This window comes from Croceicoccus marinus (assembly GCF_001661675.2).
In the GTDB taxonomy this organism is placed as follows: Bacteria; Pseudomonadota; Alphaproteobacteria; order Sphingomonadales; family Sphingomonadaceae; genus Croceicoccus; species Croceicoccus marinus.
Map to the genome: position 1 here is coordinate 455,283 of NZ_CP019603.1, position 19,228 is coordinate 474,510.

Below are 19,228 nucleotides of genomic sequence, written 5' to 3' on the forward strand. Positions count from 1 at the left end.
CCTGGCCGCATTCGTTCCGAATTCTCGGCCGCGACCATCGCCAATTTCAACGCCGCCTCGTTCGCCATGCGCGGCGTGGGCCAGACCTCGATCATCGTCTATTTCGAACCGCCGGTGGCGGTGCTGGTCGACGATTTCGTGGTGCCCTCGGTCCAGACCCAGCTGCTCGACACTTTCGACATCGAGCAGGTAGAGGTGCTGCGCGGACCGCAGGGCACGCTGTTCGGCAAGAACACCACCGGCGGCGTGGTCACGGTCCGCACCAAGCGCCCCGTGCTCAATTATGTCGGCGTGGAAGGGCGCACCGAAATCGGCGAATTCGGCACCGCCCGGCTGCAGGGCGCGATCAACGTGCCGCTTGGCGACTGGGCCGCGGCCCGGCTGGTGATCGGCTCCGAAACATCGGACGGCTATTACAGGAACGGCCATTGCTATGGCCCCGTCACCGGTTTCGTCCCGAACAAGTTCCAGGGGCAGCAGGGCTGCCTGAACGGCGACAGGCTGGGCGGCAAGGAGGTATGGCAGGCCCGCGCCAAGCTGCTGGTGGAACCCACCGACAATATCAGCGCCCTGTTCCAGTACGAATGGATCCGCGACCGCTCCGATGTCGTGCCCTCGGTCAACGTGAACTATCTGTACGAGGGGGATACCCCGCTGCTGACCGATCTGCTGGGCCTGACCGATCCCAACGCCCAGAACATCGATCCGCTCGACCGCGCGGCCTATACCGGCCGCACGCTGCCCAGCGTAAACCTGGAAGCAGGGCAGCGCATCTCGGTCGACGGCGTCTATGCCAATATCGACTGGAGCATCGATCCCGGCACCTTCACCTCGGTCTCGGGCTATCGCTACCAGCGCTCGCAGATCCCCAACTCCTATGCTGGTGCCACGGCCATCGGCACCGACGGCGAGCCGCTGTCCTTCTTCGATGCCTCGCGCGACGACGATCGCAAGACGTGGCAGCAGGAACTGCGCTTTGCCAGCGACCTGGGCGGGCCGTTCGATTTCATCGCCGGCGGCTTCTACCAGCGCGACACGATCGATTTCTGCGTGTCGCAATTGCTCGGCTTCCTCGACCTGACGTCGGGGCCGCTGCCGTTCGGGGAATGGAATTCCACACCCTATGTGCTGTGCAACGCGCAAAAGGCGACTTCCAAGGCGGTGTTCGCCGAGGGCACCTATGATTTCACCCCCGAACTGACGCTCAGCGTCGGGGGCCGCTATACGTGGGACGACAAGACCTGGCGCGGCCGGCAGCAGGTGTTCGCGGCCGAACTGGGCGGCGGTTTCGACCTGTCGATCCCGCTCGACACCGCGCTCGACGCCAGCGTCTATGACTATCCCGCCAATGTGGTGACGGTGGAAGACAGCTGGAAGGAACCGACCTATCGCGCCAGCCTGGGCTGGCAGGCGACGCCAGATCTCTATCTCTACGGCACCTATTCGCACGGCTACAAGGGCGGCGGCTTCAACGACCAGATCGGCGGCTTCGCGGCATTCGGCACCGACCTCGACGCCTTTGCCGAGGCTGCCCGCGCGACCGATCCGGAAACCGCCGACAGCTTCGAGGCGGGCTTCAAGTCGGAATTCCTCGACAACCGCCTGCGCTTCAACCTCACGGCCTTCTATGTCGAGTACAAGGACCTGCAGAAGCAGCTGAACGTGCCGATCGTGGTGAACGGCCAGCCCAACCAGGTCACTTTGTTCGTCAACGCCGCCAGCGCCGAGGTGAAGGGACTGGAGATGGAGGCATCGGCCAATCCGTTCCGCGGCTTCACCCTGCGCGGCGTGGTCGGTTACCAGGACGGCAAGTACAAGGAATATGATGCGCCCAACGCAGGTTACGACCTGTCGACCGCGCCGCTGGACCGTGCTCCCGAATGGCAATGGACGGTCGACGGCAATTACGAACTGCCGCTGGGCGCGGACCATGCGCTGACCTTAAACGGCAATGTCGCCTATACCGGGCGCAATCTGAACACCCAGGCGATCGACGATCCGCTGGGCAACACCTTCCTCGATTCCCGCACGCTGGTGAATGCATCGATCACGCTGGGCGAGATCGACGGGCGCTATTACCTGCGCGCCATCGGCCGCAACCTGACCGACGAGCGGTACCGGGTGGGCATCCAGAACGTCGCCGGGCTGTGGGTGAACGCGCAATACGGGCCGCCGCGCTACTTCGGCCTGGAGCTTGGGGCGCGGTTCGGACAGGACGTGTTCCGCTGATGGCGCATGGGCGGTCCGCCGACGCGGGCCGTCCTTCCCCAAGAATGGAAAGACTGCACAAGATGCCGCCGACGCGCCTGCCGACCGGACTGATCCTGCCCGCCCGCCTGATGCTGCCCACACGCCTGATGCTGCTGGCCGCCCTTGCCCTGCCCCTGGCCGCCTGCGGATCGGATCAGGCGCCCGAAGCCGGCACGGATCGCGCGTCCAATGCGCTGCTGCTCGATGCGAGCGCAGGGGACGACTGGCCCGCCTTCGGCCGCACCTATGGCGAGCAGCATTTCAGCCCGCTCGACCAGATCGATACCGAAAACGTGGGCTCGCTGGGGCTTGCATGGTCGCTCGACCTGCCACCGGGCAATCCGGCGACGGGGCCGATCGCGGTGGACGGGGTCATCTATTCGCATCGGGCTACAGCGTCGCCAATGCGGTCGATGCGAAAACGGGAAAGCTGCTGTGGACCTATGACCCCAAGGCGCCCGAGGCGGCGGGCGACAAGCTGCGGCAGGGCTGGGGCAGCCGGGGCATCGCGTGGTGGAACGGCAAGGTCTATATCGGCACGCAGGACGGCCGCCTGATCGCCATCGACGCGAAGACCGGCCAGCCCGTCTGGTCGAAACGCACCTTTGCCGAAGACGAACCCCGCTTCATCTCGGGCCCGCCGCGCGTGTTCGACGGCAAGGTCATCATCGGCCACGGCGGTGCCGACAGCGGTCCGATCCGCGGCTATGTCACCACCTATGACGCCGAAACGGGCGAGCAATTGTGGCGCTTCCACACCGTCCCCGGCAACCCCGCCGACGGGTTCGAGAGCGAGGCCATGGAAATGGCGGCCGAGACCTGGTCGGGCGAATGGTGGAAATACGGCGGCGGCGGCAATGTCTGGAACGCCATGACCTATGACGCCGAACAGGACCTGGTCCTGCTGGGCACCGGCAATGGCGCGCCGTGGAACCACAAGATCCGCAGCGACGGCAAGGGAGACAACCTCTTCCTCTGCTCGATCGTGGCGCTGGATGCCAAGACCGGCGAATATCGCTGGCACTACCAGATCAATCCGGGCGAAAGCTGGGACTTCAACGCCAGCATGGACATGGAACTGGCCGAGCTGACGATCGACGGCAAGCCGCGCAAGGTGGTGATGACCGCGCCCAAGAACGGCTTTTACTACGTCATCGACCGCACCAACGGTAAGCTGATCAGCGCCGAGCCCTTCGTCACCGTCACATGGGCCAAGGACATCGACAAGCAGACCGGCCGCCCGATCGAGATCGACAATGTCCGCTACCAGGACGGCCCCGTCACCTTCCAGCCCACCCCCGTCGGCGCGCATAGCTGGCTGCCGATGGCCTACAGCCCGCAGAGCGGCCTTGCCTATATTCCGACGCTGGATCTGGAAGTCACCTTCGACGACACCGGCACGACGAAGGACAATTTCGAATGGGCGGGCCGCATGGGGCTGACCAGCGGCGTCGGCTATGCAGTGTCCATCCCCGAAGGCGCGAGCAACACCGGTTACCTCACGGCCTATGACCCGGTCGCGCAAAAGGTCGCGTGGCGCGTACCCATGGACGTGCCGTTCAGCGGCGGCGCGATGGCGACCGCGGGCGGGCTGGTGTTCCAGGGCCGGGTGAACGACGATTTCACCGCTTATGATGCGAAAAGCGGCACCGTGCTGTGGACCTTCGACGCCAGGGCCCCCGTCATCGCCCCGCCCATCACCTATACCGTCGATGGCGAACAATATGTGACGGTGATCGCAGGGATGGGCACCAGCCCCGGCCTGTTCGGGCCGATGACCGCGCAGTTCGGCATCGACTACCGCACGCAGGCCCGCCGGGTGCTGACTTTCAGGCTGGGCGCGAACGGAACGCTGCCCGCCAAGGTGCCCTATACGGCAGTGGCGTTCGACGATCCCGACTATGCGCCCGATGCGGCGCTGGCGGCGCATGGCTCGCAGCTGTTCGCCTCGCGCTGCGGAGTATGCCACGGCGGCGGCGCGATCGCGGGCGGCACCGCGCCCGACCTGCGCACCTCCGCCATCGTCGCATCGCCCGACGCGTTTCGCAGCGTCGTCAGCGATGGGGCGCTGGTCCCGATGGGCATGCCGGTGTTCGGCGAATTGTCCCGGCGCGATCTTGCCGCGCTGCGCCAGTATGTCAGGGACCAGGCGGCCCTGCTGCGCAGCGGCGAAAAGGCTTCGACCAGCGTGGGCGCGAACTGACCGGTTCGCGCCCTGCTGCAAGCCCTACATCTCGGCGGTGCGCGTCTTGCCGTCCCAGTCGCGGGCGGCGCGTTTCATCTTGTCCAGCGCTTCCAGCATGGCGGGGCGGGCGTCGATCATCTCGATGATGGTGCCGGGCAGCGCATCGGCCGGCTGCAGATAGGCAAAGCGCGAGAACGGCAGCTCGCCCTCCAGCACCACCTTCATCCCCGCCTGTTTCGCGGCGGCCAGCTGTTCGTCCAGCCGGTCGGTAAAGGTGCCCAGGTGATGCACGCCGCTATGCCCGCCCTCAATGAAATCGCGATAGGTCGACGGCGCGGGACCGGGCTCGATCAGCTCGATCATCATGTCCCCGCTATAGGCGACCGCCACTGCCTTGTAGACCGGCGCATCCACCGCCAGATCCTGTCCGTCGGCGCGCACCCATTCGAACGGCAGCGGCACCGGGAAGTGGAAAAACGGCCCGACTCCCATCACCTGCGTCCAATAGTCGATGTGCTTTTCGATCCCTTCGACGACATAGGCGATCTGGAACACATTTCCGAAATTGCGGCTCATCGCGTCCTCTCCTGCTCCAGTGGACTTCGGCGCATGCATTCGTCGCAAGTCGGTCGAATCCACTTGCAAACATTCATGCATGTCTTTTTTATAGGAGTCGATCCGCAGTTTCGCGACGCGTCAACCGAACGAACAGGCGGACAGGACACAAGAGCCGGCGACGCCCGGCCAGGAGGATGCCATGAAGCTGGATACCGAATTGTGGGACATCCACGTCGGAACGCCCCACCCGTTCAACAACCGCGCGCCGCGCATCGACAACGGGGCCGACCGTCCCGGTCCCGAACGCTATCACACCGCGGATTTCGCGCGCGAGGAATGGGACAAGGTCTTCGCGAAAAGCTGGCTGATCGCCTGCCCGGTCGCCGATGTGCCCGAACCCGGCGATCTCGTCCGCTTCGACATCGGCGATGAAAGCTTCATCGTCGTGCGCGGCGACGACGGGGTGATCCGCGCGCATTACAATGTCTGCCCGCACCGCGGCAGCCGCCTGGTGCTGGCCGATTTCAGCACCCTGTCGAACTTCACCTGTCCGTTCCACAGCTGGAAATTCGACCTGGAAGGCCACAACATCGCGGTCACCGACGAGAATACGTTCAAGCCCGAAGTGCTGTGCCACGACCGCGATCTCACTTCGGTCCGGTGCGAGACGGCGGCGGGGCTGGTGTTCATCTCGATGGACCCCGACGTCATGCCGCTGGACGACTATCTCGGTCCGCTGAAACAGCAGCTGGAACTCTACAGGATCGACAGCATGTATGTCGTCCAGCACCGGCAATCGGAATGGGGCGCGAACTGGAAGGGCGGGGTGGACGCCTTTGCGGAAACCTATCACCTCCACGCGGTCCATCCGCAGACCCAGTGCCTGATGGACGACCGCACCCAGATCGACCTCTATCCCAACGGGATGAGCCGGCAGTTCGTCCCCTTCGCACAGCCGAGCCGGCGCTATCAGGACCAGGAAACGGTCAATGACGGGATCAAGATGATGCTGTCGGACGCCGGGATCGACCCCGACGATTTCGACGGCAGCGCACAGGAAACCCGCCGCGCGGTGCAACTGGCCAAGCGCAAGCGTTCGGACGAGCTGGACCTGGGCTATGACCGGTTCAGCGATACGCAGCTATCGGATTCCACCGTCTATTCGGTGTTCCCCAATGCCCAGATCGGCTGCCACCCCGAAGCGGTGTTCCTGCACCGCTTCCTGCCCAATGCGGACGACCCGAACCGCTTCACCTATGACACGCTGATCCTGTACAAGCATGTCGAAGCGCCCGGCTACAGCGCGCCCGCCTGGATGGGGCTGGGCACCACCGATCTGTCGGGCAAGACCAGGCCCGAGATCGTGCGAACCGGTATCGGCGAACCCCCGGGCCTCGGCGAAGTGCTGGACCAGGACAGCGAATTGCTGCCCATCGTGCAGGCGGGTGCGCGCTCACGCGGTTTCCGCGGTCCGCTGTGGAGCGAGCAGGAAGCGCGGCTGCGCCACTTCCACAAGGAAATCGACCGCTACATGGCGGGCGAGAAATAGCGCAGAAAAGGAGGGGAGCCACTCCAGACGGCGTGGCTCCCCCAGGATTCTGCCGGCAGGCAAAATTCAGAACGGGCGGATCGTCACCGCATTGTCGACCACCATCTCGGCCCCGTTGACGAAGCGCGATTCATCCGACGCAAGATACAGCACCATCATCGCGATATCGCGCGGATGGCCGGGCGTTCCGGGCGGCAATACGCCCTCGACCGGGATGTCCCTGGCCTCGCGCCCCTCGGCGGTCTGGACCATCGGCGTCTCGATCGCACCGGGATGGACCGAGTTGCAGCGGATCGCATAGCCCTTTTCCTGGCACATCACCGCGACCGACTTGGTCAGCGCCCGCACCGCGCCCTTGGCGGCGGAATAGGCGAAGAAGATCGGATAGCCCAGCAGCGCGCCCGTCGACGACATGTTGACGATGGACCCGCCATCGCCCTTGTTCATCAGCGGGATCGCATGCTTGCAGCCCAGGAACACGCCGTCGCTCATCACCGAATTGACCCAGCGGTACTGCTCCAGGCTGGTATCCTCGACATCGGCGTTCAGCACCACACCCGCATTATTGACCAATATGTCCAGCCGCCGATAGCGCTCCTCGATCGCGGCCATCGCGGCGGTCCAGTCCTCTTCCGAAGCGACATCGTGGCGCAGCGCCATCGCGTCATTGCCGATCTCGTCCGCCAAGGCCTGCGCGGCCTTTTCGTTGACGTCGGACACGACCACTCTCGCGCCCTCGGCTGCCAGCACGCGGCAATCCTCCGCCCCCAGTCCCGAAGCGCCGCCCGTGACCAGCGCGACCTTGCCTTCGACGCGTCCCATTCCTCTCTCCTTCATCCCGTTATCGATTATCGTATTTCGCGCCGCGTCCCTGCGCGAAGGCACTCACACCCTCGGGCGCATCGGCCGATCCCAGCGTCGCATCGCCGAAGCGCCTGCCGAAACGCAGCGCCATCTCCTCGGGCATGGCGCGGCTTGCGTCATACAGTGCCAAAGCGTGCCCGATCGCGTCCCAGCTGTGCTCCAGCATGGCCTCGACCATGGCCAAGGCGCGTCCCAGCAGGGCGTCGGCGTCGAAAATATTGGTGACCAGCCCCAGCTGGTGCATCCTTTCCGCGGGCAGCGGTTCGCCCGTCAGGACCATCGCAAGGCCGGTCGCGCGCGGCAGCTGGCGCGCGATGCGCTGCACCCCGCCCGCATAGGCGAACAGGCCGCGCTTCACCTCGGAAAGGCCGAAAACCGCATGCGGGGCGGCGAACACCATGTCGCAGGCCAGCACGATCTCGAACCCGCCCGCCACCGCGGCGCCATTGACGACCGCGATCAGCGGTTTGGCGCGCTGGCGTTCGGTGACGCCGCCAAAGCCGCGCCCCGGGATCAGCCCCTTGCCGGCCCCTGCCTCGGCGGCTTCCTTCATGTCCATGCCCGAACAAAAGGCGCGCTCGCCGCTGGCGGTCAGCACGGTTGCGCCGATGGCGGGATCGGCTTCGGCCCGCGTCAACGCCTCGTCCAGCGCGGCGCTGGTCGCCGCGTCCAGCGCATTGGCGCGCCCCGGCCGATCGATCGTCAGCAGACAGATCGCGCCGCGCCGCTCCTCGATCAGTCCCGCCACCGGATCAGGCCGCCCCGCCCTCGTCAAAATAATCGGGCATGCCGCCGGGCCATACCACGCCCCATTGCGCCTGCCCGCCATCGATGATGATCAGGTCGCCATTGATGAAATCGGCGGCGGGAGAAGCCAGGTACATCACCTGCTCGGCCACGTCCCACGCATTGCCGCGCGCCTTCATCGGGTTCGCCTTGTGGAAACGTTTCAGAGCTTCCTCGGGATACATGGCGAAGCCCTCGGTCTCGATCACGCCGGGGCCTATGCAGTTCACGCGTATATCGTGCGGCGCCCATTCGGTCGCGACGGTCTTGGATAGATAGATCACCCCCGCGCGCGCCGCGCAGGTGTGCGCGGCCTGAGGCATGCCCCGTTCGACATTGGCGACGATATTAATGATGTGCCCCTTGCGCCCGTCGCTGCGCCAGCGCCGAGCGGCTTCCTGCATCATCCACCATGTACCATTGAGATTGGTGTCGATCACCGCGTTCCACCCCTTGCGGGTGAAATCGATGGCATCCTGCGGAAACTGCCCGCCCGCGTTGTTGACCAGCGTGTCGATCCCGCCCGTGACGTCCGAGAAGTCGGCGATCATCGCCTCGACCGCCTCGGGCTCGCGTATGTTGGTGGTATAACAATGGACCGTTCGCCCGGTCGCCTCGCCGATGGCGTCGCGGGTGCGGTCCAGCTTTTCGGCGGTGCGCCCGCAGATGGCAACCGTCGCCCCCAGCCGCGAGGCCAGGAATGCCATCGCCTTGCCCATGCCGCTGCCGCCGCCGGAAATCAGCATGACATGGCCGTCGAGCAGGTCGCTGCGGAATACCGTCGGCATGGCGGCCAGGTCCTGTTCGGTCAGGCCGCGCTGGGAGCGGGTGGGATCGTCGGGATCGGGCCGGAATATCCGAGGTTCGTTCACTGTGGTCCCTTCAAAGCCGGTGCAGCGCCCGTCATGCCGATCGCCGTCATTCAGGCCATGGTGTCAAAAGCCGATGCGACATGGCAAGATAAAAAACAAGCACGCATGTATTTTTCAGGACCTCAGATGGTCGCCATCGACCCCAGCACGACACTGGCCTGGCTGGACAAGGTGCCGCCATTGCCATGGGCCAGCGCGATGTTCACCTCGCCGATGTCGTTCGCGCCCTCGCCCCGGATCTGGCGCACGCCTTCGATCATGGCGAACAGGCCGTACATGCCGGGGTGGCCGAACGCCAGTCCGCCGCCATTGGTGTTGACCGCAAGCCGCCCGCCGGGCGCAATGCCGCCGCCTGCCACGAATGGCCCGCCCTCGCCCTTGGCGCAGAAGCCCAGGTCTTCCAGGAACAGGATCGTGTTGATGGTGAACGCGTCATACAGCTGCACCACGTCGACATCGGCAGGCCCGATGCCCGCGCTGCGATAGGCACGCGGCCCGGATTCGGCAGCGGCGGTGGTGGTCAGATCGCCCGACTGCGACACCGAATTGTACCAGGTCGCCGCCGCTGCCCCCAGCACCGGGACCGGGGGCTTCCTCAGATCGCGGGCCCGCTCGGTCGAGGTGACGACCATCGCCGCGCCGCCATCGGTGACGAGGCAGCAATCGAACTTGCCCAGCGGACTGCTGATGATCCGGGCCTCGACGCATTCTTCGATCGTCAGCGGCTCGCGCATGAACGCCTCGGGATTGCCGGCCGCCCACTGGCGTGCGGCGACCGCTACCTCGGCCAGCTGTTCGCGCGTGGTGCCATATTCGTGCATGTGCCGCGCCGCTGCAAGCGCATAGGCGGAAACCGGGAAGATCGCCCCCGCCATCGCGTCCCACTCGTTCCAGCCTGCCGGAGTCGACAGCCGCCCCCCGCCGCTACGCTGGTTCGAACCATAGGCGATCAGCGCCGTGTCGAACGCGCCCGCCGCGATGCCGTGGCAGGCGGTCACCAGATGGCTCATGAACGAAGACCCGCCCGTGCGGTTGTTGTCGGTGAAACGCGGATTGATGCCGAGATATTCGGCAAAGCTCAGCCCCGCGAACAGATCGCCCGGAAGGCAGCCGAACACCGCATCGATATCGCCCGCCGCCAGCCCCGCATCGTCCAGCGCATCCAGCGCGGCATGCATCGCGATCTCCATCGCGCTGTGGCCGGGACATTCGCCCACGCCATAAGTCGCGGCCCCGGCGACGGCGCATTGCGCGCGGGGGAACTGCCCCACGGTCACGGCGCAGCCTTCGCGGCGTCGAACCAGACGCGCGGGTTGTCGCCGCTATCGTCGATCCGCGCCTCGACCCGCATGCCGATGCGCAAAGCGGCGGGATCGCGCCCGCCGACATCGCCCATCATCCGCCCGCCGCCATCGAAATCGACCAGCGCGACCGCCCTGTCCGGTCCGCCGCGCGCGGGAATGATCGTCAGCGAATAGATGGTGGCAACCAGCGGAGCGTCGACCCATTCCCAGTCCCGGTCGCCGGTGCCCGGTTCGGCCAGCCGCGGCGGAAAGAACACCTGCCCGCTGGCCAGCGAGCGCTGGAACATCAGCCGGCCGCTTGCCAGCGCCTCGCGCCAGTGCCGTTCCGGACCCATCAGGCCGCACCCCCCTGTTCCGGCGCTGCCATGGGCAAGGACGCGCCCTTTCCGACCAGCCGTTCGATCTCGTTGCTGCCGAAGCCCGCCTCCTCCAGTATCGCCCTGCCGTCGGCGCCCAGCGCGGGGCCGGGATCGCCGATCTCGCCCGGCGTGGCGGAAAACTGCACCGGTATGCCCGGCATGCGCAGCGATCCGGCATCGGTCTCGCGGTCCTGCCAGAAGCCGACCGCCTCCAGATGCTCGTCGTGCAGCAGTTCTTCCAGGCTGGCGATCGCGGTCGCCGGGATCTGCGCCTCGCGCAGCAGCGCGACCCATTCGGCGGTGGTGCGCGTCTTCATCGTCGCGGCCACGCGGGCCAGCACCGTGTCGATATTGCGGGTCCGGCTTTCCATCGTGGCGAACACCGGATCGCGCGACCATTCCGGATTGCCGATCGCGTCGAAGAAATCGCGCCAGTGCCGGTCGTTGTAGATCATCACCCCGATATGACCGTCAGCTGTCTGATACGGGCGGCGAGAGGGCGATACCGCGCGCGCATATTCGGGCGGCCCCAACGGCGGGCGAAAGACCGATCCGCACAGATGCTCCAGCGCGCAGAACGACACCATGGTCTCGAACATCGGGACCTCGATCTCCTGCCCCTCACCCGTCCTTTCGCGCGCATAGAGCGCGGCGGTGATCGCATAGGCGCCCGTCAGCCCGCTGACCTTGTCGGCCACGACATTGGCCAGATAGGTCGGCTCTCCGCCCGACAGCCGCGCCTGCAGGTCGACGATGCCCGACGCGGCCTGCACGATATCGTCATAGGCGGGATGGTCGCGGTACGGCCCGCCCCGGCCATATCCGTACATGCTGGCATAGATGATGCGCGGATTGGCGGCGCGCACGTCGTCGTATGTCAGGCCCAGCCGCGCGATCGCGCGGGCCCGCATCGAATGGACGAACACGTCGGCATCGCGGCACAGGCGCAGCAGCGCCTCGCGCGACTCCGCCTCTTTCAGGTTCAGCACGATGCTGCGCTTGCCGCGGTTGAGGTTGAGGAACATGCCGCCCCTCCCCGCCTCTCGGCCGGGGGGCAGCGCGCGCGTCGTATCGCCCTGCTCGCTTTCCACCTTGATGACGTCGGCACCAAGATCGGCGAAGATCTGCGTCGCATAGGGACCCATCAACACGCTGGTCAGGTCGACGATGCGCACGCCCGCCAGCGGGCCCTTGCCCCGCCCGCTCACGGCTTGAACCCGGTCATGACGGGCACCCGGTCATGAGTGGCACCCTGTCGTGAGTGGCACCGGGCTGGCGGCTTCTTCCCAAGGCGCAATGATGTTCCTCTCCTTGCCGGCGCAAGCGGGCAGGCCGATTGGCCTTGCCTTGCGGTTTGCGCCCCGTGTGTGGTGCGTGCGTTCGAGTCCGCTAGCTTCCTTGCGGCTTCATCGTGCGGATCTGGTCTTCCAGCATGGTCAGCATCGGCTCGATCATCGCCTCGTCCAGCGACCCTGTCAGGCGCGAGGATGCCATCCCCTCGACCACGACTTGCGACAGCGTCATCGCGCGGTCGAAGCTGGCGGGATCGGCCCGCCACTCGGGGAACATTTCCACCGCTTCCTGGTGGAACCGCTCGCGGAATTCCACCTGCAGCGGGTGCAGGATCTTGGCGAGGTCGGGATCGGTCCGCGCCGCCAGCGCCAGTTCGTGAAACGCGACGAAGCCGGGTTTCTGCACCTGCCGCCAATAGGCGTGCACCAGATGCGTCGGATCGTGCCCGCTGTCCGAAGCGCGGCGAAACGCGCGCAGCCGCTTTTCATGCAGTTCTATGATGGTCGTCTTGATCAGCGCGGTGCCGTTTTCGAAATGATGCAGCATCGCGCCGCGCGACAGCCCCGCCTCTTCCGCGATGCGCGGCGTGGTCGTCTTGTTGTATCCGTATTTGACGATGCAGCGAATGACCGCATCCACCAGGCGCGCACGTGTCTGCGCGCTCTTCAGCGATTGCTGGGTCTGCACCGGCTCGGCCCGGGCGGTCGCAGCGGAAGGGTTCGTCATGGTCGACATCCTTGAAACAAAACAATCATGACTGTTTATTGTCAATAGCCAGCCGGCTTGCCTCGCTCATGCATAAAGCAATCCGCCCGCGCAACCGAATGAAAAAAACAATCATTCCTGTTTTTCCTTGCGCCCTGTCCGCGCATTATCTAACCCGAACACAACGATGCGCGGCGCAGACCGTGCCGACGCGATCAGTTTGGATGAGGAGACGACCCTTGGACCTGGGATTGCAGGGGAAGAAAGCCATTGTCATCGGCGGCGCCCGCGGCATCGGGTACGAGGTCGCGCAGATCCTCGCCCGCGAAGGATGCGACATCGCGCTGACCGCCCGTTCGGAAGACAGCGTCAAGGACGCGGTGGCCGAACTTGGCAAATACGGCACAAGCATCGTCGGCAAACCCGTGAACGTCAAGGCGGCCGACGACTACAAGGCATGGCTGGAATGGGCGGTCGCGGAACTGGGCGGCGTCGACATCCTCATCCCGATCTCCTCCGCCGGCGGCGGCATGGGTTCGGAAAAGAACTGGCACAATAATTTCGAGGTCGACGTACTCGGCCCCGTCCGCGCGGTCGAAGTGGTCATGCCGCACATGGAGGAGCAGGGATCGGGCTCGATCATCCTCGTCTCCAGCACCTCTGCGGGAGAGGCGATGGGCGGTCCGCAGGCCTATAACGCGATGAAGGCCTCGCTCGTCACCTGGGGCAAGCAGCTGGCGCTGCACCATGGCAAGAGCGGCGTGCGGGTCAATATCGTGTCCCCCGGCCCGATCGAGTTCGAGGGCGGCAACTGGGACATGATAAAAGGCACGATGGAGAAATTCTACAATTCGCAGCTGCGCCAGCACCCGGCGGGCCGTCTGGGCAAGCCCGAGGAAGTGGCCCGCTGCATCGTGTTCCTGGCCAGCCCCGCCGCGCAGTGGTGCAACGGGTCGAACCTGGTGATCGACGGTGGCTACACCAACCGGACGCAGTTCTGAGGAAGGGCACCCGGCCGTGGACGTCAAGCGACAGCAGACGATAGAGCGGGTGGACCCGGCGGACTGGCCGGACGGCACCCCTGCCGAAAAGGCCGAGGACCCGGATCTGGGCCACGACATCATTCCCGCCGCCCGCTACACCAGCGAAACCTTCATGAAGCAGGAGTGGGAGCATGTCTGGACGAAGGTCTGGCTGCTGGGCGGCCGGTCCTGCGACATTCCCGAACCCGGCGACTACATCTGCACCGAGATCGGCAAGGAATCCGTCCTGATCGTGCGGCAGGGCGACGGATCGGTGCGCGCCTTTCCCAATGTCTGCCTGCACCGCGGCAATCGCCTTCGGCCCGAGGGGCTGGGCAATGCCGAGCATTTCCAGTGCATGTATCACCACTGGACCTATGACTGGTCGGGCAGGATCACCCGCATCCCCGACATGGACACGTTTCCGCAAGGCTGCCCCAGGGGCGGCGGCCTGCCGCCTTTGCCGTGCGAGGAATGGGGCAGCTTCGTCTGGTTCTCGCTGAACCGCGATGTCGAGCCGCTGGCCGACTTCCTCGGCATCATACCCCAGCACCTCGACCCCTATCACATGGAGCGCATGGCATGGGTGCGCGACGTCACGGTGGAGTGGGACTGCAACTGGAAGGCCAGCGTCGACGCCTTCAGCGAGGTCTATCATGTGCAGGGCATCCACCCGCAGCTGCAATGGTATCTCGACGATACCAGCGCGCAGATCGACGTATATGACAGGCACAGCCGCTATCTGGTGCCCTTCGCGGCGGTCAGCGCGCGGGTCGCGATGCCCAGCACGATCCCGCCCGCCATCGACGGCATCATGCGCGCGGCAGGCATGGACCCGGCCGAATACGAAGGCCGCGTCGGCGACATCCGCCGCGACGTCCAGCGCTTCAAGCGCGAGCACGGGCCGCAGCAGGGCAAGGATTATTCCGAGCTCAACGACGACCAGCTGACCGACGACTACCACTACACGATCTTTCCGAACGTCTCGCTCAACGTCCATGCCGACGACGTTATGATGTTCCGCCAGCGTCCGCACCCGACCGATCCGAACAAGATGCTCTACGACATCTGGGTTCTGGAACTGGTGCCCGATGGGGAGGAATGGCCGGAACGCCCGAAACATCGCCGCTTCTGCCATGGCGACCGCTCGATCGGGCAGGTGCTGGATCAGGACGCGTTCAACCTGCCCACCGTGCAGAAGGGCATGCATTCCGACGCCTTCCCCGGCCTGTGGATCGGGGAGCAGGAACTGCGCATCCGGCATTTCCACAAGGTGCTGGACGACTACATCTACGGACCGGGCGGCAAGAAGCCCGGCGACATCTGACGAGAGGGAGCAGGTCTTGGACTTCAGGCTGACCGAGGAGCAGCAGGAGCTGCAGCAGGCCGCGCGCAATTTCGCGCGGGCCGAACTGCCCGCCATCGCCGCGCAGCTCGAACGCGACAACACGCCCCCTTCGCGCGAACTCATCAAGCGTTACGCCGACATGGGCTTCCTCGGCATCAATGTCGGCGCCGACCTCGGCGGTCTCGGCCTCGGCAATATAGAGGCGCTGGTCGTGCTGGAGGAATTCGCCAAGATTTCCTCCGCCGTCGCGTTTCCGATCTTCGAATCCTCGGTCGGCCCGGTCCGCGCGATCGAGCATTTCGGCTCCGACGCGCTGAAGCAGCGGATCGTGCCCAAGGTCTGCAGCGGCGAGATGATCGTCGCCGTCTCGATGTCCGAACCCGACGCGGGCAGCGCGCTCACCGACCTCAAGACCAGGGGCGCGGTAAAGGGCGACACCCTCGTCATCAACGGCACCAAGCGCTGGTGTTCGGGCGGCGGGCACGCCGATGCCTATGTGGTCTATTGCCGCCTGTCCGACGATCCGGGGGCGAAGGGCATCGGCGCGGTGCTGGTCGAAAAGGACGCGCCGGGCCTGTCCTTCGGCCCGAACGAACAGCTGATGGGCTTTCGCGGCATCCCCTCCTCCGACCTCAATTTCGACGATTGCGAGGTGCCGGCGGACAATATCATCGTGCCCGCCGGCGGCTTCAAGAAGCTGATGGAGGCCTTCGACCTCGAACGCTGCGGCAATGCGACCATGGCGCTGGGTCAGGCGTCCGGCGCGCTGGAGGATGTCTCCGCCTATGTGCAGGAACGCGTTCAGTTCGGCAAACCCATCGCCGAGTTCCAGGCCGTGCAGCTGAAACTGGCCGAGATGTACATGAAGACCGAGGCAGCCCGCCTGCTGATCTGGCGCGCGGCGTCTAATGCAGAGGACGGGCTGCCCTCGATCCTAGAATCCTCGTCCGGCAAGTGCTTTTCCAACGCCATCGCGCGCGAAGTGTGCGGCGATGCCATGCAGCTGATGGGCGCCTACGGCTATTCGAAGGATTTCCCGATGGAACGGCGCCTGCGCGACAGCTGGGGCTGGGGCATCGCGGGCGGCGCGATCGACATCCAGAAGGTGAACATCGCCAGCGCCATGCTGGGCCGCCGCTTCGACCAGAGGCGCTGAACGCGCCGGTTGGCGGCGACCGCTGTCGGGAACCGCGGGGTCGATCTGGACGGGCTGGAGGTCGCGGGAGCGGGCTGACGGCTTCGGCGGCGAAGGCTTGCGCTTTCGATTGCAGCGTCGTTTCGAGGCGCCGAGCAGCGGTTCTGATATAGTCGCAAAGGCAAAAGAGAGCATAGCTGGCGGTGCAGCCATCTGGTCATTGCCGCCATGCCCCCGCTCTCAAGTCAAGCAACCTGCGCTTCACATGCGAACTTTCAGATCTTCGTCTCCGATGAACGAATGTGGAAATGGAACGGTCCGGCGTCGCTAGCCTGGGGTTCAAACGCCAAGCAGAACCTCGGCTTCGGAGAGGCATCGGGTTTGGCCTTCCGAACTCCTGCGCGCCGCTTCGGACCCGCGGAAGTTGGCCGTCGCGTGATGCGCCAGCTCCGCCCGGTCGAATCGCGGCATCATCTGGTCGAGAGTATTGCCGCCGAGGCCGAATCGCAAAGCCCATGTTGTCCGGCAACATTCGTACAACGGAGTATTGTCATGTCCGGGATGTGCGGCCGAAATGGGCGCAATACCCAATAATAATTATCGCAACCTGATAAATCAAAGATAATATAGGCCGATACTGATAGGCAAAGATTCTCGTATGAGAATATAGGCTCCTTGGTCGACATCGTCAGGGCAAGCAATCAATGCAGAAAAGTGAACTGGGGCGCACAATCTACGGGCATGGCGAAAAGCATCAGAGTTGTGGAGGGGGAACATCCTGAACGTGCCGACTGAGAGCCTGATCCGAAATTAAGTTGAGTGGTATCAGCTGGTTAGCTTGACGCTTACCCAAGTCGTTGATTCAGCGGTTTTGCAACGAACCAAAGGAAATCAACGATGTGGACCGACACCACTCGCGCACTGTATGCCCGCGCGGAACTGGCATTGCCAAGTGATTTGACCGATGCCGAATGGGCGGTGCTGGAGCCGTTCTTCCCGCCACCTTCTCATGTTGGCCGCCCTCGCAAGTGGCCGCTGCGGCGGATTGTCGAAGCGATCCTGTATCTGCTGCGGGGCGGACTGCCATGGCGGATGCTACCGCCCTGCTTTCCGCCAGTCTCGACGGTGCGGCGCTGGTTCTACCTGTGGCGTGATAACAGGCTGTGGCTGTCGCTCAATCATGTCCTGTTGCTGATCGGGCGCGAAGCTGTAGGCCGCGAGGCGTCGCCAAGCGCCGGAGTGATCGACAGCCAGAGCGTCAAAACCACGGAAAGTGGCGGCCCACGGGGCTATGACGCAGGCAAGAAGATCAAGGGACGCAAGCGCCACATCCTCACCGACACCGATGGAAATCTCGTTCATGCGGTAATCCACACCGCCGACATCCAGGATCGTGATGGCGCACCGCTGGTGCTCGCCGAAATCATCCATCGCTTCCCGTGGCTACGGCATGTCTTCGCCGATGGCGGATATGCTGGCGACAAGCTCCGTCAGGCGTTGCGCAGGGTTGGTAAGTGGACCATCGAAATCGTCAAACGGTCCGACAAAGCAAAGGGCTTTGTGGTTCTCCCACGCCGCTGGGCTGTCGAGCGCACTTTGGCATGGCTCAACCGAAACCGGCGTCTCGCAAAGGACTTCGAGCAGACCATCGCCTCGGCAACCGCGTGGCTGTTCATCGCATCGATCCAGCTCCTCACGCGCCGCATCACAAGGCTATGAAATCACATCGGTTAGTTTTGAATCAGACTCTGACGCTTTTTCCGGCACCGTCGATCTGATTTCCTCTCTCCAGAGCATGACTTGAGTTCTGGGGTGGCAAACATGAAATATGATGACCTAGCTTCGGTTACCGGGCCGGCAACGCCAGCTTGGTCCATGGAATTTCTTTCGTTGGCGGAAGGTCCGCCCGGCATCCTGCCGGACGATCATGAAATTCCGGATGCGATAGCAGGCGATTTGCGTCGGGAATGCGCGGCGGAAAGCATGCTGGTGCAGTGGCACGAAGTCGGTGCCGATCCCGTGCTGCTGGGGTGCGATCACCCCGGATCGGGCGCGGCGCTGGCCAGATCTCGCAGTCATGCCGTAACAGGTCTTGCGCAGCTCACAGCCAGGCCCTTCCAGCACAAGCGGTTGCGCATCTGGTGGAGCAATCGAACTTTTACGGCGGCAATGCCGCTGAGGAACGGCATCCTGACGCTGACCGGAACCCTTTCCAGAATGAACGACTGCACGGTGCAATTATGCACGAAGACGCTTGAAACCCTGCGGCCCTTCGTTCTGGCCTATTTCAGCCAGTGGCTTGCCGATCGGCAATTCCTCTCGCTCGCGCGCAGCCTGAACCTGGCGATTGAGCGGAGCGGCATTGCCACCGTCCTTCTCGACCGCAGCGCCGACATAATCTACGCGAACAGCCAGGCGGAGGCCGTTTTCTCGCAGCGCAGTGGCCTGCGCCGGTGCGGCGAACGGATGGTGTGCGCATCCATGGCCGATACGCTTCGTCTGCAGACCGCGATCGATCATGTCTGCGACAGTGCCGGCCGCCGGTCGGAGGGAAATCCCATGCTCGCGCTGCCCCGGCCGCATCGCCGCGCCCTGACGATCGTGTTGAGCGCCTTGCCGCCTTCCAATTGCGCGAAATCGGGAGAGCCCGCCGTGATCGCCTGGATCTTCGACCCGGAACAGGATCTTTCCGCCATCATGGAAGCGGTGTGCGATCTCTACGGCCTCTCGCATCGCGAGACCCAGCTTGCCTGCGCGCTCGTAGCGGGAGATTGCATCAAGATGGCCGCCAAACGTCTGGGCGTTCAGGATCAGACGGCGCGGTCCTATCTCAAGCAGATCTTCGCGAAGACCGAAACGAACCGGCAGACAGACTTGTTACAGCTGCTGTTAAAGAGCGCGATAGGCGTCGGAGCAAACAGCCGGATTCGCGCTTATTCCTAGGTCTTGAACGGTGGTTCACCTTCATTTGGGGGTATGGATCGCGCTAGCTTTGGGG

15 protein-coding genes and 1 pseudogene are annotated in these 19,228 nt (G+C 64.6%); 8 read left to right on the top strand and 8 right to left on the bottom strand.

Annotated elements, in window-relative coordinates; genetic code table 11:
• The first annotated feature begins 66 nt into the window (after positions 1-66).
• Together A9D14_RS16265 and A9D14_RS16270 are read left to right on the top strand one after the other, a co-directional pair.
• Complete coding sequence (locus A9D14_RS16265) at positions 67-2,229, top strand: TonB-dependent receptor (RefSeq protein ID WP_232468993.1); 2,163 nt, start codon at positions 67-69, stop codon at positions 2,227-2,229.
• 128 nt (positions 2,230-2,357) lie between these two features.
• Positions 2,358-4,453 (top strand): annotated as a pseudogene (locus tag A9D14_RS16270) (PQQ-dependent dehydrogenase, methanol/ethanol family).
• A gap of 24 nt (positions 4,454-4,477) precedes the next feature.
• Here A9D14_RS16270 and A9D14_RS16275 read toward each other — a convergent pair.
• Positions 4,478-5,011 (bottom strand): VOC family protein, encoded by a 534-nt coding sequence (locus A9D14_RS16275; protein ID WP_066850274.1) that lies wholly within the window; start codon positions 5,009-5,011, stop codon positions 4,478-4,480.
• Positions 5,012-5,192: 181 nt separating this feature from the next.
• Here A9D14_RS16275 and A9D14_RS16280 point away from each other — a divergent pair, with 181 nt between their 5' ends.
• The gene (locus A9D14_RS16280) at positions 5,193-6,542 is read left to right on the top strand and encodes an aromatic ring-hydroxylating oxygenase subunit alpha (RefSeq protein WP_066850277.1); all 1,350 of its coding nucleotides are present in this window, start codon (positions 5,193-5,195) and stop codon (positions 6,540-6,542) included.
• A gap of 66 nt (positions 6,543-6,608) precedes the next feature.
• On the opposite strand, the gene A9D14_RS16285 is transcribed toward A9D14_RS16280, so the two are convergent.
• The 7 genes from A9D14_RS16285 to A9D14_RS16315 form a co-directional block, all read right to left on the bottom strand.
• Complete coding sequence (locus A9D14_RS16285; protein ID WP_066850280.1) at positions 6,609-7,364, bottom strand: SDR family oxidoreductase; 756 nt, start codon at positions 7,362-7,364, stop codon at positions 6,609-6,611.
• A 19-nt stretch (positions 7,365-7,383) separates the two neighbouring features.
• Positions 7,384-8,154: an enoyl-CoA hydratase/isomerase family protein gene (locus A9D14_RS16290; protein ID WP_066850283.1), complete on the bottom strand. Its 771-nt coding sequence runs from the start codon at positions 8,152-8,154 to the stop codon at positions 7,384-7,386.
• 4 nt (positions 8,155-8,158) lie between these two features.
• Positions 8,159-9,064, bottom strand: a complete 906-nt coding sequence (locus tag A9D14_RS16295; RefSeq protein ID WP_066850285.1) for an SDR family oxidoreductase — start codon at positions 9,062-9,064, stop codon at positions 8,159-8,161.
• A gap of 122 nt (positions 9,065-9,186) precedes the next feature.
• On the bottom strand, positions 9,187-10,341 hold the full coding sequence (locus A9D14_RS16300) for an acetyl-CoA acetyltransferase (protein WP_232468997.1): 1,155 nt from the start codon (positions 10,339-10,341) through the stop codon (positions 9,187-9,189).
• Positions 10,338-10,703 (bottom strand): Zn-ribbon domain-containing OB-fold protein, encoded by a 366-nt coding sequence (locus A9D14_RS16305; RefSeq protein WP_066850287.1) that lies wholly within the window; start codon positions 10,701-10,703, stop codon positions 10,338-10,340. The genes A9D14_RS16300 and A9D14_RS16305 overlap by 4 nt, the downstream gene beginning before the upstream one ends.
• The gene (locus A9D14_RS16310; RefSeq protein WP_066850290.1) at positions 10,703-11,935 is read right to left on the bottom strand and encodes a CaiB/BaiF CoA transferase family protein; all 1,233 of its coding nucleotides are present in this window, start codon (positions 11,933-11,935) and stop codon (positions 10,703-10,705) included. The genes A9D14_RS16305 and A9D14_RS16310 overlap by 1 nt, the downstream gene beginning before the upstream one ends.
• Before the next feature lie 181 nt (positions 11,936-12,116).
• Positions 12,117-12,746, bottom strand: coding sequence for a TetR/AcrR family transcriptional regulator (locus A9D14_RS16315; RefSeq protein ID WP_232468999.1), 630 nt, complete (start codon positions 12,744-12,746; stop codon positions 12,117-12,119).
• Positions 12,747-12,964: 218 nt separating this feature from the next.
• Here A9D14_RS16315 and A9D14_RS16320 point away from each other — a divergent pair, with 218 nt between their 5' ends.
• The 5 genes from A9D14_RS16320 (at position 12,965) to A9D14_RS16340 (ending at position 19,173) form a co-directional block, all read left to right on the top strand.
• Positions 12,965-13,726, top strand: coding sequence for an SDR family NAD(P)-dependent oxidoreductase (locus A9D14_RS16320; protein WP_066850296.1), 762 nt, complete (start codon positions 12,965-12,967; stop codon positions 13,724-13,726).
• A gap of 16 nt (positions 13,727-13,742) precedes the next feature.
• On the top strand, positions 13,743-15,074 hold the full coding sequence (locus tag A9D14_RS16325; RefSeq protein ID WP_066850298.1) for an aromatic ring-hydroxylating oxygenase subunit alpha: 1,332 nt from the start codon (positions 13,743-13,745) through the stop codon (positions 15,072-15,074).
• Positions 15,075-15,090: 16 nt separating this feature from the next.
• Complete coding sequence (locus A9D14_RS16330) at positions 15,091-16,251, top strand: acyl-CoA dehydrogenase family protein (RefSeq protein WP_066850301.1); 1,161 nt, start codon at positions 15,091-15,093, stop codon at positions 16,249-16,251.
• A gap of 876 nt (positions 16,252-17,127) precedes the next feature.
• Entirely contained in the window at positions 17,128-17,949 is an 822-nt protein-coding gene (locus A9D14_RS16335) for an IS5 family transposase (RefSeq protein WP_066561326.1), read from the top strand.
• Between the two features lie 102 nt (positions 17,950-18,051).
• Positions 18,052-19,173 (top strand): helix-turn-helix transcriptional regulator, encoded by a 1,122-nt coding sequence (locus A9D14_RS16340; protein ID WP_157668287.1) that lies wholly within the window; start codon positions 18,052-18,054, stop codon positions 19,171-19,173.
• Positions 19,174-19,228 lie beyond the last annotated feature (55 nt).